The 12,787-nt window shown below is 62.8% G+C and carries 14 protein-coding genes; 8 read left to right on the top strand and 6 right to left on the bottom strand.

Annotated features, from left to right (window positions below; translation table 11 throughout):
* The first annotated feature begins 373 nt into the window (after nucleotides 1-373).
* Both GGR30_RS17000 and pncA read left to right on the top strand, forming a co-directional pair.
* A complete protein-coding gene (locus GGR30_RS17000; RefSeq protein WP_183488560.1) occupies nucleotides 374-2,659 on the top strand; it encodes a sensor domain-containing phosphodiesterase in 2,286 nt (761 codons plus the stop codon).
* A gap of 53 nt (nucleotides 2,660-2,712) precedes the next feature.
* Entirely contained in the window at nucleotides 2,713-3,339 is a 627-nt protein-coding gene (gene pncA, locus GGR30_RS16995; RefSeq protein ID WP_183488558.1) for a bifunctional nicotinamidase/pyrazinamidase, read from the top strand.
* 82 nt (nucleotides 3,340-3,421) lie between these two features.
* On the opposite strand, the gene GGR30_RS16990 is transcribed toward pncA, so the two are convergent.
* Nucleotides 3,422-4,324, bottom strand: coding sequence for a LysR family transcriptional regulator (locus tag GGR30_RS16990; RefSeq protein WP_183488556.1), 903 nt, complete (start codon nucleotides 4,322-4,324; stop codon nucleotides 3,422-3,424).
* A 139-nt stretch (nucleotides 4,325-4,463) separates the two neighbouring features.
* Between GGR30_RS16990 and GGR30_RS16985 the strand changes: the two genes are divergently transcribed.
* Nucleotides 4,464-5,084 carry a cupin domain-containing protein gene (locus tag GGR30_RS16985; RefSeq protein WP_183488554.1) on the top strand — a complete coding sequence of 207 codons (621 nt, stop codon included), beginning with the start codon at nucleotides 4,464-4,466 and terminating at the stop codon, nucleotides 5,082-5,084.
* Between the two features lie 111 nt (nucleotides 5,085-5,195).
* On the opposite strand, the gene GGR30_RS16980 is transcribed toward GGR30_RS16985, so the two are convergent.
* Nucleotides 5,196-5,666: an anthrone oxygenase family protein gene (locus tag GGR30_RS16980; RefSeq protein ID WP_183488552.1), complete on the bottom strand. Its 471-nt coding sequence runs from the start codon at nucleotides 5,664-5,666 to the stop codon at nucleotides 5,196-5,198.
* A 14-nt stretch (nucleotides 5,667-5,680) separates the two neighbouring features.
* The gene (locus GGR30_RS16975) at nucleotides 5,681-6,310 is read right to left on the bottom strand and encodes an NAD(P)-dependent oxidoreductase (protein WP_183488550.1); all 630 of its coding nucleotides are present in this window, start codon (nucleotides 6,308-6,310) and stop codon (nucleotides 5,681-5,683) included.
* An 86-nt stretch (nucleotides 6,311-6,396) separates the two neighbouring features.
* On the opposite strand from GGR30_RS16975, the gene GGR30_RS16970 reads away from it, so the two are divergent.
* Entirely contained in the window at nucleotides 6,397-7,017 is a 621-nt protein-coding gene (locus tag GGR30_RS16970; protein ID WP_183488548.1) for a TetR/AcrR family transcriptional regulator, read from the top strand.
* 23 nt (nucleotides 7,018-7,040) lie between these two features.
* On the opposite strand, the gene GGR30_RS16965 is transcribed toward GGR30_RS16970, so the two are convergent.
* Nucleotides 7,041-7,286 (bottom strand): DUF2164 domain-containing protein, encoded by a 246-nt coding sequence (locus GGR30_RS16965; protein WP_183488546.1) that lies wholly within the window; start codon nucleotides 7,284-7,286, stop codon nucleotides 7,041-7,043.
* Between the two features lie 155 nt (nucleotides 7,287-7,441).
* Here GGR30_RS16965 and GGR30_RS16960 point away from each other — a divergent pair, with 155 nt between their 5' ends.
* Together GGR30_RS16960 and GGR30_RS16955 are read left to right on the top strand one after the other, a co-directional pair.
* The gene (locus tag GGR30_RS16960) at nucleotides 7,442-8,143 is read left to right on the top strand and encodes an AzlC family ABC transporter permease (RefSeq protein ID WP_183488544.1); all 702 of its coding nucleotides are present in this window, start codon (nucleotides 7,442-7,444) and stop codon (nucleotides 8,141-8,143) included.
* Nucleotides 8,140-8,457, top strand: a complete 318-nt coding sequence (locus tag GGR30_RS16955; protein WP_183488542.1) for an AzlD family protein — start codon at nucleotides 8,140-8,142, stop codon at nucleotides 8,455-8,457. Before GGR30_RS16960 ends, GGR30_RS16955 begins: the two co-directional genes overlap by 4 nt.
* Here the strand turns inward: GGR30_RS16955 and GGR30_RS16950 are convergent.
* Entirely contained in the window at nucleotides 8,447-10,276 is a 1,830-nt protein-coding gene (locus GGR30_RS16950) for an aminopeptidase P family protein (protein ID WP_183488540.1), read from the bottom strand. The two genes, GGR30_RS16955 and GGR30_RS16950, sit on opposite strands and share 11 nt — an antisense overlap.
* On the opposite strand from GGR30_RS16950, the gene GGR30_RS16945 reads away from it, so the two are divergent.
* Nucleotides 10,275-10,526, top strand: a complete 252-nt coding sequence (locus GGR30_RS16945; RefSeq protein ID WP_183488538.1) for a hypothetical protein — start codon at nucleotides 10,275-10,277, stop codon at nucleotides 10,524-10,526. The two genes, GGR30_RS16950 and GGR30_RS16945, sit on opposite strands and share 2 nt — an antisense overlap.
* Nucleotides 10,527-10,644: 118 nt before the next feature.
* A complete protein-coding gene (locus GGR30_RS16940; RefSeq protein ID WP_183488536.1) occupies nucleotides 10,645-10,812 on the top strand; it encodes a hypothetical protein in 168 nt (55 codons plus the stop codon).
* Nucleotides 10,813-11,091: 279 nt separating this feature from the next.
* On the opposite strand, the gene GGR30_RS16935 is transcribed toward GGR30_RS16940, so the two are convergent.
* The gene (locus GGR30_RS16935) at nucleotides 11,092-12,738 is read right to left on the bottom strand and encodes an acyl-CoA dehydrogenase family protein (RefSeq protein WP_183488534.1); all 1,647 of its coding nucleotides are present in this window, start codon (nucleotides 12,736-12,738) and stop codon (nucleotides 11,092-11,094) included.
* Nucleotides 12,739-12,787 lie beyond the last annotated feature (49 nt).

The following is a 12,787-nucleotide window of genomic DNA, read 5'->3' as shown; positions in this document are numbered from 1 at the left end:
GCCGTTCGGCGAACAGCCTCCTCGGCGGCGACACCTTGGCGCCAATCCAGGGGCTATCGCACGGCAGCCCCGACCCTATCTAGCCACCCCAAGCTCACATCCAGACACCGCCTCGGCCAAAACAGGCGCCCGTCGCGATCTGAGACGCCTGCAACGCGCTCGTTCGTGTATCCCAGTGTTAGATCAATGCTCTTCCCCCCTTGCCTTTTGCACTGCACAATGCAAGGTCCGGGAAGATTTTTTTATTTATTTAACCTGCCGTTATTTAGTGTAAGCTTACACACTAATCGTATTCCGTTTATTCGCTCATAGGTTTTATTGGGTACACGTTTCATCTCGATTCACAGGGCCTCCCCGTAACATGCAGATGGCAATGAGAAAGGCGCAACGATACGAACGCCGTTTGGCCGGCGTTTTCCTGGCGGTCTTCATGTTCATGGCCGTCGCTACCGCGCAACTCAGGGCTCAGGTCCCGCTCATCCGCCTTCCCGACTTTTTCGAGGGCAGCCCCGTCGCAATGCTGCTGATCGAGCCGGCCGACGGCAAGATCCTTGCTGCCAATCACGCCGCGCAATCCCTTTACGGCTGGACTTCCACCGAGTTCAGGGAACTGTTCGTGCACGATCTCAACCAGATGTCCGAAGACAAGATCAAGCGACAGATGGAGAATGCGCGCGACGGCGAACAGCGCTATTTCCTGTTCCCCCACCGCTTCAAGGACGGGTCCATCCACACGGTCCGGATATTCTCCTGGCCTATCATTTTCCAGCAGAAGACCAGGCTTTTCTCGGTAATCGCGGAGGCCGAAAACCTGCACATGGGCGACGAGCCGCTGGCCGCCTATTCATCCAATCTGGAAGACGCCGTTCGTCAGACATCGGCCGAACTCAAGGCGACCGACGGTCTCTTGAACCTGACGCTCATTTCCGCGATTGCGGTTCTGCTGAGCATCGTCATCATTCTCGCCATTGTCCTCATTCGCGGGCGCAAGCTGGTGCGCGCGCTCGGCCGACAGCACCTTCTCCTGCGCGTCGTGATCGATGCGATTCCCGACCAGATCTATTTCAAGCGACCTGACGGCACGCTGGAGGCCTGCAACCAGGCCGCCGCCGAGTTTGTCGGCATGCCGGCCGAGCTGATCGTCGGCAAGACGGATCGGGAGATTTTTGGCAAGAGCACAGACGCGCTGTTGATGCAGCAGGTCTTCTCCGACGTGAACAACCAGGGCAAGCTAATCAATCAGGGTGAGGTCACAAATCCCGCGGGACGCAAGTACACGCTGGAAATGATCAAGGCGCCGGTGATCGACGCGCGCGGCGAACGTCTCGGCTCGGTCAGCGTCTGGCGCGACGTCACCGAGCGAAGGCGCACGGAAGCCAGGATCGAGGCGCTTGCCTATTACGATCCTCTGACGAAGCTGGCCAATCGGGCCAAGGCACAGGAAGTGCTTCTCGGCTTCCTCGCGACCCACAGGGTCAACCGCCAACATATGGCGATCGCGATCTTCGACCTCGACAGTTTCGCCGCCGTGAACTCGATTTTCGGGCACAATATCGGCGACGCGCTGCTGAAAACCACCAGCCGCCGGCTGAGCGACAACATCGATGCCGGATCCTTCACGGCACGCCTGTCCAGCGACGAATTCGTCGTGTTCCTGACGGCGCTTGGAGGCGAGGAAGACAAGGCACGCGCCGCCGCGCACGCGAAAATCGAGGACCTGCACGCCTGCCTTTCGCGCCAGGCCTTCATCAACGGCAACCAGCTCACGCCAAGCGCCAGCGCCGGAGCGGTTCTGGTCAGCCCCTCCTCGGAAGGCGCGGATGAGGAATTGCGCCGCGCCGATCTGGCCATGCACAACGCCAAATCGCGCGGTCGCGGCAGCATCACCTGGTTTCACGCCGAAATGGTGGAGGATCTCGTTGCCCGGTTCGATGTCGAGACCGCGCTGGAGAAGGCCCTGCAGAACGGCGGCCTCAGGCTGTTTCTCCAGCCAAAGATCATCGAGGGCGCGCCGGGACGGCATTTCGAGGCGCTGCTGCGGCTTGATCATCCCGAGCGCGGCATCATCGGTCCCGGCAGCTTCATCCATGTCGCCGAGGCAACGGGACTGATCGTGCCCATCGGCGCCTGGGTTCTGGAGGAGGCCTGCAGGATGCTTGCCCGCAACCCCGACCTGCATCTGGCCGTGAACGTATCGGTTCGCCAGTTCCTGCGCGAAAAATTCGTCGACGACCTTGCGCTGCTGCTCGATCAATACCAATTCGAGCCCGAACGGCTGACGCTGGAAATGACGGAAAGCCTCATGATCGCCAATTTCGACCTGGCGCTTTCGCAGCTCAGGAAAATCAGGGCGCTCAACATCCGTTTGTCGATCGATGATTTCGGCACCGGCTATTCGGCCCTTGTCTATCTCAAGCAGTTTCCGTTGAACGAACTCAAGATTGACAAGACCTTCATTGCCGGTGTGCCGCATGACAGCAGCGATACATCGCTGGTGGAGTTGATCATCACCATGGCCCACCATCTCGGCATATCGATCATAGCTGAAGGCGTCGAGACGCGCGAACAGGAAGCATGGTTGCGCAATCAGGGCTGCGAAGGCCTTCAAGGTTTCCTTTTCAGCCCTCCGCAGCCGGCTTCCTACTACCTGAACCCCTGAGCCGGTCGCGGGCACCTCCCGCCTTTGCGATTGCTCGAACTCGGAGCAAAAACATGAAAGCCCTCCTGCTTGTCGACATCCAGAATGGGTTTTGCCCCGGCGGCAACCTTGCCGTCGCCGATGGCGATGCGGTCGTGCCGATCGCCAACAGGCTGATTGCCGAAGGTGACTACGACGTCATTGCCGCATCACAGGACTGGCACCCGGAAGGTCATGGCTCGTTTGCCTCGGTCCATCCCGGCAAGGATCCCTTCGATATGGGCGAGCTTGACGGCAAACCGCAAGTGATGTGGCCGGACCACTGCGTGCAGGAAACGCAGGACGCCGAATTCCACCCCGATCTCGACATCGCCGCCGTCGATTACATTCAGCGCAAGGGGCAGGATCCGCAGATCGATTCCTATTCGGCTTTCCGCGACAATGAACATCATGCCGTCACCGGGCTTGCCGACTATCTGAAGCAGAAGGGCGTCACGACGCTCGACATTGCGGGGCTTGCGCTCGACTTCTGCGTCCGGTTTACCGCGCTCGACGCGCGCGAAATGCTGCCCGGCGTGACCGTCCGCGTGATTCTCGAAGGCTGCCGCGGCATCAGCGAGGACGGCGTCGAAGAGGCGCTTGCCGAAATGAGCGAGGCCGGCGTCGAGCTCATCGATCTGCGCACCGCGATCGAAGCCTGACGGCAGGCTGAAGCATCGGCGACCGGAGACGAAGGGCGCAGGCAAGGGCGAATGCTCTCCGTTTGCCCCCCGCCGGCTGCAACTACTGCCCGTTTGCGCGTATCCGCCCCGCCACCAAAGCCTTCGTCTCCTCCATGACCGCACGAATGCGCGGCGCGTGCCTGAGACGCTCGTGAGTGAGAAGCCAGACTTCGGCCGATGGCGGGATGTCCGGGCGAAAGCACAATACGATGTCGTCGCGCCCGAGCGCCAGAATGTCCGAATAGAATCCGACTCCGATGCCGCTTGCGATGGAAGCGAAAGCCGAGGGAATGGAGTTCTGGCGAACGACGACATTGCCCGGCGGAAAATGCCGCTCCGCCCAGGCAACCGCGACGTCGTGCCTTCCGTCCGGCACAAGACCGATCAGGCAGTGACGGGAGAGTTCCTCCACATTTGAGGGCGCTCCATGCCGTTCTGCATAAGTCCTGGCGCAATAGAGGCTCCAGTGATCCTCGGCAAGCCTGACGCCGACCAACCCCGCCTGTTGCGGCGGCGGGGCCGCGCGCAAGGCAATATCGGCCTCCCCGGCGCCAAGATCCCGCAGCACAGGCGTCACATCGACCTCAAGTCCGATGCCCGGATGCCGGGCCTTGAGCCGGCTTACAAGCTCCGGCACGAAGAGACCGGCCATGACCTCGTTGGTGGTGAAGCGTACTGTCCCGCCGACAGCCCGCGAAAGCCCGTCGGCCGCGAGCGCGAAGGCGCGCATCGCCGTCTCGACGGCCTCCGCCTCCGGGCGAAGGCTCTCGCCGTCGGCGGTCAGCCGGTAGCCGTCGCGACGCTTGTCGAAAAGCTGCCGCCCGAGCGAAGCCTCGAGCGCGGCGATCCGGCGGGCGACCGTGCTCTGGCTGACTCCGAGACGGCGCGCGGCGGCGAGCGTCGACCCGCTCTCGGCAACGGCGAGCAAGAAGCGCAGATCGTCAAAATCGATAGAAGCGGCCATGGTTCTGCAAAAACGGTGAACGACATTGCAGGAACGGTGTTTGAACCGTGCCTTCGCCAGTTCTATACGCCTTTTCAGGAGGCTGCGGCAATCTGAAGCTGAGCATTCGACATTTTCAACCTTATCCGGAGCGAACACCATGAGCGGCCAGATCGTGCCGGCGCAAACGCGCATCACAAATCCCTTCGACAGCGAGACCTTCATTTTCACCCACCCCCATGATGGGGGCGCATCGACGCGCTTCGATGTCATTCTCGGCGCAGGCGGCTCGGGCGGCGGCAATGCCATCCCGCATATTCACCCCAAGACCGACGAAATCTTCACCGTCCGGCGCGGCCGGCTGATGGTCTCGATCGACGGCGAAGAGCATTTCGTTGACGCCGGGCAAAGCGCGACCGTGCACGCGGGACAGGCGCATTTCTTCAGAAACGCCCATGACGGAGAAACCGAAGCGACCGTAACCTTCACCAATGCGCAGCAGCACCAGCGCTTCTTCATCGACCTCGCAAGGCTGACGGCGGAAAAGCCCCATTATTTCTCGAAAAACGGCGATCCAAAGCTTTTGACGACCGCGCTCAAGCTCAATGCCTATCGCGACCATCTCTACATTGCGGGCCCGCCGATCGCGCTGCAGAAGTTCCTGTTCGCGCTCCTCTCCCCGCTTGCCTTTCTGCTCGGCTATCGCCTCGCCGTCTCTCCGTTGCGCGGAGCGGGTCTCCGGGCTGCAAGAAAGGCCGCGGCGGTTCGCCCCGCTTCCTGAACCGGCAGCAACCGGAAGATCACAATCATCAGGCAAGCTCGGGCATCGGCGATCGGCAAGACCCGCCAATGCCCGTCTTTTGCACAAGCACCGACTGGCCCCGCCTGCCATTCAGAGCGTGTTGGCCGCGATCAGCCAGGCCATTGCGGTGAGGGTTGCGGCGAGTGTTCTCACATGGTTCAGCCGGGTCCAGCGCCGGACATAATGCGGCCAGTAGACGGCTGTCTGATCCGCCCGGGAAGACATTCGCCCAAGCCGCTTGTTCATCGGCACATTGCCAAATCCGGTGACCGCGAAGACGCCGAGATAGAAGACGAGCGCGCCGGCCAGGACCAGAATGAGCGCCGGCCCCTCGATCAGCAGGACAGACAGCAGGACAAGCACTGCCGCGCCCGGCAGGAAGCCGATGAACAGAACCATGAAGACCGATCGATAGACTGTGCGGTTCAGCCCGACCATACCGGCCGCGCCGGCATTTCCCGGCGCCTCGGCAAGCCCGCGCATGACGAAATCGGAGAAGCTGAGAAGAACACCGGCCAGAAGCGCCATCGCAAGGCCGGCCGTCAGAAGCAGTAACGTCATTGTTTGCGCCTCCTTCAGCTCGACAGACCGACGGCGCGGCCCAGATAGGTGCGCTCGCTGACCTGGCGGGAGAGGAAACGCGCAAGATCAGCCCGGGCGATCTTGAGGTCCAGCCCGCGCGCCGCCGGCGACACGTCCTCGATCACCGGACGGCGCGTCTTCCTGTCGGTGAAGGCGGCGGGGCGCACGATCGTCCAGTCGAGTCCGCTCGCCTCCACCAGTTGTTCCTGCAATTCATGATCGCGGAACACCTCCGTCAGGAACGCCCCGAACATCACCCGCTTCCACCAGAAATTCAGGTTCGGCCAGCTCTCGCGCGCGCCCAGCGTCGACTGGCAGATCAGGCGCCGCACGCCGTGGGCCTGCATGGCGCGGATGACATTCAATGTGCCTTGCGAGCGGATGACGCCCTTGCGCGCCGTACCAGCGCCCAGCGTAATGACGACCGCGTCATGGCCGGCCACCGCCTCGAGCACATCTTCGGCCTTGAGCGCATCGCCCGCCACACGCTTGAGGTCTGGGTGGGCGAGCTTCAGCTTTTCCGGGTGGCGGGCAAAGGCCGTGACCGCGTGGCCGGCCTTGAGCATTTCTTCTACGGCGAGACGCCCGATGCTGCCGGTGGCTCCGAATATGATGACTTTCATTGCGATTCTCCTTCGTGATGGGTGCAAACCGATAACTTGACACCGTGTAAAGTTGACATGGTGTCAATAAGCGATATCTTGACGTCATGTCAAGTCATCAAAACGATACCAAATCACGAATCCTCGAAACCACCTGGCAGCTGCTGGAATCCGGAGACAAGGCCGTGCGCATGTCCGATATCGCCAAGGCGGTCGGCATCAGCCGCCAGGCGCTTTATCTGCATTTTCCCAATCGGGCGGATCTCCTGGTGGCAACAACACGCCACATCGACCGCGTGAAGAATGTCGACGAGCGGCTCGCGCCCAGCCGCTCGGCAGGCTCGGGGCTGGAGCGCCTCAATGCCTTCATCGAGGCATGGACCGGCTATATCCCCGAAATTCACGGCATATCGGTCGCGCTGCGTTCCATGCGCGACAATGACCAGGAGGCAGCCAATGCCTGGGACGACCGGATGCGGGCGGTTCGCCACGGATGCGCGGCCGCCGTGCGGGCGCTCGCCGCGGAAGGCCGGCTGACGGCCGAACTGACGGAAGAGGAAGCGACCGATCTGTTGTGGATGCTGCTGTCGGTGGAAAACTGGGAATGCCTGGTGCGCGCCTGCGGCTGGTCGCAATCACAATACATGGACACAACAAAAGGCCTTGCGGAGCGGGCACTGTTGGCAGGCCCCGCAATCGCCCGATCGCCGGCTGACGGCGTTGCCTGACCCCCTGAAGAGGCGGTTCCGCCCTAGCGGTTCGCCTCAGGCATTTCCAGAGCGGCGATCTCGTCGCCGAAACTTTCCATCCGCTTCATCAGCAGGGCCTCGGCGTCGCGCAGGCCGGCGTTGTAGAAGACCGGCGCGAATTCGCGCGCGATCACTTCGGCAAACAGCTCGGCCTGAAGCGTGCCGATCTCGCAGTCGAGTTCCTCGGCGCAATAGTCCCTGAGCCGTTCCGATAGGGCGGCCTTTTCGCGGGCGCTGAGTTTGATCATGACGCGGTCCTCCGGTTTGATCGCATTATCAATTCTTCTCATTTGTACACGCAACGCAAAGACGGTAAACGGGTGGACAACCTCCCATCCCCTCCTGCAGCCTGTCCGCCGCTTCCCATGGGGAACCAGCCCGAATTGATCAGGAGTCGCCTTCCTTGCCAGAGAGTTCAGAATTTTCAAGCGGCCTTCGCTCCGGCATTGTGCCGGCTCTTTCGGCCGCTCCCTTCGGCATGTTGTTCGGCGCGGTGTCCGTCACCCAAGGCCAGAGCGTGTTCGAAACGGCGATGATGAGCCTGACGATCTTTGCCGGCGCCAGCCAGCTCGTCGGCGTCGAACTCTTCGGCCAACGGGTCGCGCCCTGGCTGATCATTGCCTCGATCGTGGCCGTGAACTTCCGCCACGTGCTCTATTCCGCTGCGCTGACGCCGGTCATCGCGCATTTCTCGCTGCCGAAAAAGCTGATCGCCTTCTTCCTGATGACCGATCCGCAATTTGCCGAAGCCCTTAAGCGCCACGAAGAGGAGGAGCGCGTCACCTTCTCCTGGTATCTCGGCGCGGGTCTCGTCCTCTATGTCCTCTGGAACATCATGACGCTGATCGGCGCAACGCTTGGCGGTTTCATCAAGAACCCGGAGGCGCTCGGCCTCGACATCCTGCTGCCGATCTATTTCCTTAGCCTGGTCATGGGCTTCAGGAAACGGCCGAACTATCTGCCGATCGTCGCCGCAAGCGCGCTCGGATCGATCCTCGCCTATGCCACGGTCGGCTCGCCCTGGCATGTCAGCATCGGCGCGCTCGCCGGCATCCTGCTCGCAGCCCTCCTGCCGCCCGGCAAGACCAAGGAGGCGGCGCAATGAGCGATTTCACCAATGACCACATGATCCTCGTCATTCTCGGCGCGGCGGTCGCCACCTACATGACGCGCATTGCCGGCTATGTCCTGCTCTCGGTGGTCTCGGACATTCCGCCGCGCGCGGAAGCGGCGCTCAATGCCATTCCGGCGGCGGTGCTGACGACGCTGGTGGCGCCTGCCTTTTATGCCGGCGGCTGGGAGAGCAAGCTGGCGATCGGGGCAGCCCTCTTGACGGGGCTGCGCTTCAAGTCGCCATTGCCGATGATCGCGGTCGGCTGGTCGGTGGTCATGGTCTGCCGCTATTTCATCATAGGTTGAGCGGCCGGGTCCCCGCTTCAAGCCAGGCCCGCTCCCTGTCGTCGGCAACGAGCGGCATCAGCTTCTCGCGCGTCTCAGTGTGGTAGGCGTCGAGCCAGTCGCGCTCCTCCTCTGTCAGCAGTTCGGCCATGACGAGGCGCAGGTCGATCGGGCACCAGGTCAGCGTCTCGAAGGAGAGCATCGGAATTTCGCCACCCTCGACCGCCTCCGCCTCCTTCACCAGAAGCAGGTTCTCGATGCGGATGCCGAATGCGCCGGGACGATAATAGCCGGGCTCGTTCGACAGGATCATGCCGGGCTTCAGTTCCGGGCTTCCAAGCCTCGAGAACCGCTGCGGACCCTCGTGCACGGAAAGATAGGACCCGACGCCGTGGCCCGTGCCATGGGCATAGTCGACGCCGGCCTTCCACAGCGCGATGCGGGCCAGCGGATCGAGGTCCATGCCACGCGTGCCGGCGGGAAAGCGCGCGGTCGAGAGCGCGATCACACCCTTCAGCACCAGCGTGAAGAACCGCCGCTTCTCCTCGTCCACCGCCCCGATGGCGAGCGTGCGGGTGATATCGGTCGTGCCGTTTTGATACTGCGCGCCGGAATCGACGAGATACATCTCCCCGTCCTGAAGCTTGCGGTCGGTCTCGGTCGTTACCCGGTAATGAATGATCGCCGCGTTCGGGCCGGCGCCGGAGATCGTGTCGAAGGAAATGTCGCGCAGCGGGTTCTGCATCCGCTCGCCGACGGAAGCCCGCGCGGCCTCGAGCCTGGTCGCGGCCGCAATTTCGCTGACGGTTCCGGGGGCCTCTCCGTCAAGCCAACTCAGGAAGGAGACCATCGCCGCGCCATCCTGCAGATGCGCCTTGCGCGTGCCGGCCTGTTCGCCCTCATTCTTGATCGCACGGGCGGCGACGACAGGATCGGCAGCGTCGATCACCCTGCCCCCGGCCGTCTCGATGATCTGCACACAGGCATAAGGCACGGCGGACCGATCGAGCATGATCGCCTCGCCCGCAAGCGCCGCGAGACGGGCCGAAACGGCCTCGGGCGCTTCGAGTTCGGCAAGATCATCGATATGTGCCCTGGCCTCGCCGGAGACCTTGTCGGGGGACAGGAACAGCACGGCGCTGCCGTCCGCCTTCACGATCGCGCGCGAGAGCGGCGCCGGCGTATGGGCGACGTCATTGCCGCGAATGTTGAATGCCCAGGCGACCGAGGTCGAATCGGCGATCAGCACCGCGTCTGCTCGCTTGCCGCGCGCCGCTTTCGCAATCTCGGCCAGCTTCTCCTTTGCAGGCTTTCCGGCAAATTGCTGCGGCTGCACGGTCACCGGCGCTGCGGGCGGCGCCGGGCGGTCCTGCCAGATCCGGTCGATCGGGTTTTCGGCAAGCAGAACAAGCTCGCCGCCGATCTCGGCAAGCGCAGACTTCAGCCGCTCGACCTCGCTTGGCGTATGCAGCCAGGGATCGATGCCGAGCCGTATCCCTTCCGGGCGATTTTCGGTGAGCCATGCAGCAGGCGGGCAGCCGACGAGATCGCCGCCGGCAATCAGCGCCGGGTCGGTCTGGATCCTCAGCTGCGAAGTGTAGCGGCCATCAACGAAGACAATCGCGGTCTCCGCCATCACCAGCGCCACGCCGGCGGACCCGGTAAAGCCGGTGAGGAAGGCGAGCCGCTCGGCGGACGGCGGCACGTACTCGCCCTGATATTCATCCGTGCGCGGCACGAGAAAGGCGTTGATGCCGAGGGATGGGAACAAGGCGCGCAGGGCCTTGATGCGCGGGGCGGCCTGCTCCGGGCGGGCGGAAACGTCATAGGACTGAAACATGAAAATCACCAATCAATTCGATCGGCGCGACGATAGAGCCTTTGCGGCGGCATCACAACAATCGGCTTTGCAATGGCTCGCCGCGCTTTTGGCGGGGGCTGCATCCGGCTCAGGCAGTGGTGCACAATATTCGTGCATCATGACAGGGGATTTGCCAGTTCCCGAAAAGTGCATGCGTTTTCTGCATGGCTCCCATTCGGCTTCCCACCTGCCAGAGGCGGAAGGGACGATCTATATTCCAGACAGTTGATTGATGAAGGCTTCGCGCCGGTGGTGATCAAAAGGATCAGGACTGATAGCCGCGAAGCAAAATGGATCGAAGGACGGAAGGGCCGTCCGGTGCGATCCGCAGGAAAAGGAGAACTGAAATGGGTTTCTTCCGTAGCGCTTACAAGAACATTGCCAATGCCCGTCAGAGCCAGGCCAACCGCTTCGTCAATGCCGAACTGCTGAAGCTCGACGATGAGTCCCTGAAGAAGATCGGCAAGTCCCGCGCAGAACTGCGCCGCAACGCCAACAGCTCGATGTTGTTCTAATCGAGCCGAGTTCCGGCGCCAGAATAGCGTCGTGCAGACCCCGCAATCTGCTTGAGCGTCCTCCCCGCTCGCGGAGCGCCGCAGGTCAGCAAAACAAGGGCCGTGCCGCAAGGCATGGCCCTTTCTTTTGGCAAATGTTTTCACCTCTCGCATCCGTCATGCCGGCCTTGAGCCGGCATGACGGACAGTGGGTGTGTAAGCTGCTTCTGTCTGCAACAGGCCTTGTCGGCAGTCTGAAGGGCCGTACTGCAAGGTACGGCCCTTTCCTCATGGTCGGCCTCAGTCCATCTCCGGAAACAGCAGCTCCACGACATAGCTCGCGTCGAACCGCGTATCGAGCATGCCATAGGTCGAGCGCCAGCCCGCCGCCAGCCGGGTTTCGAGGAAGGCGTCGGCGATGCGGCCGGCGCCCAGCCGGTAGAGTTCGGCGGCCCCTGCCGCAAGCGCCAACTGTTCGATGAAGATACGGGCGGCACTTTCATGGCTCTTGCACAGCGCCATGGCGGCCCTGAGCAATTCGACGATCTTGGCGCCGGAGGCCCCGAGATCCCGCGCGATCACCTGGAAAACGGCCTCGAACAGGTCGCTGCCGTGCTCGACGACGCGCCTCAGATCAAGCGCCATCATGTTGCCTGCGCCGTCATGCATCGCAAGCCCCGGCGCGTCGCGATAGTGACGGGTGATCGGCCGGTCCTCGATGAAGCCGTTGCCGCCCATCACCTCCATGGCCTCGGCCACCACGGCAGGCGCGATCTTGGTCGTCCAGTATTTGGTCACCGGCGTCATCACCCGGGCGTAGGCCGCTTCCTCGGCGCTGTCGCGGGCGCGGTCGAAGCTCTCGGCAAGACGGAAGGAAAGCGCGCCTGCGGCCGCCACATCGAGCGCCAGATCGGCCAGGACCCGCATCATCAGCGGCCGGCCGACCAGCGCGTGGCCCTGCACACTGCGCCCGCGCGCGGCATGGGTCGCCTCGGCAAGGGCGGCGCGCATCAGGCCGGATGCCATCACCGCGCTGTCGAGCCGCATCAGGGTCAGCATGTCGAGAATGGTCCTGAGACCGCCATCCGGCGCGCCGAGCAGAAAGCCGAAGGCATCGGAAAACTCGATCTCGGCCGCCGCATTCGAGCGCAGGCCGAGCTTGTCCTTCAGCCGCTGATAGCGAAGCGCATTGGTCCGTCCTTCGTCGAGAAGGCGCGGCACCAGGAAGCAGCCCGGCTTGCCGTCGACATCGGCGAGCATGATGAAAGCGTCGCTCATCGGCGCGGAAACGAACCATTTGTGGCCTGTGAGGCGATAGACGCCCTCGCTGACGCGCGCGGCTTTCGTGGTAAGCCCGCGCATATCGCTGCCGGCCTGTTTTTCCGTGATCGCGAGCCCGATCGTCGCCGCCGTCTTCTGCGCCTGCGGACGGTTTGTGGAATCATATTTACGCGACAGGATTTTCGGCGCCCATTCCGAACGCAGTTGCGGCGTGGCCGCCAGAACGGCAAGCGAGGCGGAGGTGGAGGACAAGGGTTCCAGGTGGCCGCACTCAAGCTGTGCCGTCAGGAACAGCCGAACGGCTCTCAGCTTGTGCGCCTTCGATTTCGAATCGGCGTCGCGCGGCGGCTCCCAGAGGGAGGAATGCAGGCCGGAGGACATCGAGCGTCGCAGCAGCGCGTGCCAGGCCGGGTGGAAGGCGACCGTGTCCAGCCGCTCGCCCGCGGGACCGTGGGTCTTCAGTTGCGGCAGGCTGGTATTGGCCATTTGCGCCAGTTCCTGCGCTTCCGGCGAAGTCACATAGCGCCCGATCGTGTCGAACTCATCACGCAACGGACGCGCCAGATTGCGCGTCAGATCACCAAGAAGCGGATCGGAATGAAAGGCGTTGTACCCGCTCCAGGGCCTGGGCTGGTTCAGCGTCTTGAATACATCATTATCGGGCATCGCCGTTTACGCACTTCTTTTTGAAGACAGATCACAGAGTTGGCATGCT

The sequence above is a fragment of the Martelella radicis genome, from assembly GCF_014196625.1.
Classification (GTDB): domain Bacteria; phylum Pseudomonadota; class Alphaproteobacteria; order Rhizobiales; family Rhizobiaceae; genus Martelella; species Martelella radicis.
This window is presented reverse-complemented; position numbering and strand designations above follow the sequence as displayed.

Excerpts from the sequence above, each read along its gene's own strand:
- GGR30_RS16980 (WP_183488552.1), bottom strand. The coding sequence starts at position 5,666 with ATGACGTTACTGCTTCTGACGGCCGGCCTTGCGATGGCGCTTCTGGCC.
- GGR30_RS16940 (WP_183488536.1), top strand. The coding sequence starts at position 10,645 with ATGGGTTTCTTCCGTAGCGCTTACAAGAACATTGCCAATGCCCGTCAG.
- GGR30_RS16950 (WP_183488540.1), bottom strand. The coding sequence starts at position 10,276 with ATGTTTCAGTCCTATGACGTTTCCGCCCGCCCGGAGCAGGCCGCCCCG.
- GGR30_RS16985 (WP_183488554.1), top strand. The coding sequence starts at position 4,464 with ATGAGCGGCCAGATCGTGCCGGCGCAAACGCGCATCACAAATCCCTTC.
- GGR30_RS16935 (WP_183488534.1), bottom strand. The coding sequence starts at position 12,738 with ATGCCCGATAATGATGTATTCAAGACGCTGAACCAGCCCAGGCCCTGG.
- GGR30_RS17000 (WP_183488560.1), top strand. The coding sequence starts at position 374 with ATGAGAAAGGCGCAACGATACGAACGCCGTTTGGCCGGCGTTTTCCTG.
- GGR30_RS16970 (WP_183488548.1), top strand. The coding sequence starts at position 6,397 with ATGTCAAGTCATCAAAACGATACCAAATCACGAATCCTCGAAACCACC.
- GGR30_RS16990 (WP_183488556.1), bottom strand. The coding sequence starts at position 4,324 with ATGGCCGCTTCTATCGATTTTGACGATCTGCGCTTCTTGCTCGCCGTT.
- pncA (WP_183488558.1), top strand. The coding sequence starts at position 2,713 with ATGAAAGCCCTCCTGCTTGTCGACATCCAGAATGGGTTTTGCCCCGGC.
- GGR30_RS16945 (WP_183488538.1), top strand. The coding sequence starts at position 10,275 with ATGAAAATCACCAATCAATTCGATCGGCGCGACGATAGAGCCTTTGCG.
- GGR30_RS16965 (WP_183488546.1), bottom strand. The coding sequence starts at position 7,286 with ATGATCAAACTCAGCGCCCGCGAAAAGGCCGCCCTATCGGAACGGCTC.
- GGR30_RS16975 (WP_183488550.1), bottom strand. The coding sequence starts at position 6,310 with ATGAAAGTCATCATATTCGGAGCCACCGGCAGCATCGGGCGTCTCGCC.
- GGR30_RS16955 (WP_183488542.1), top strand. The coding sequence starts at position 8,140 with ATGAGCGATTTCACCAATGACCACATGATCCTCGTCATTCTCGGCGCG.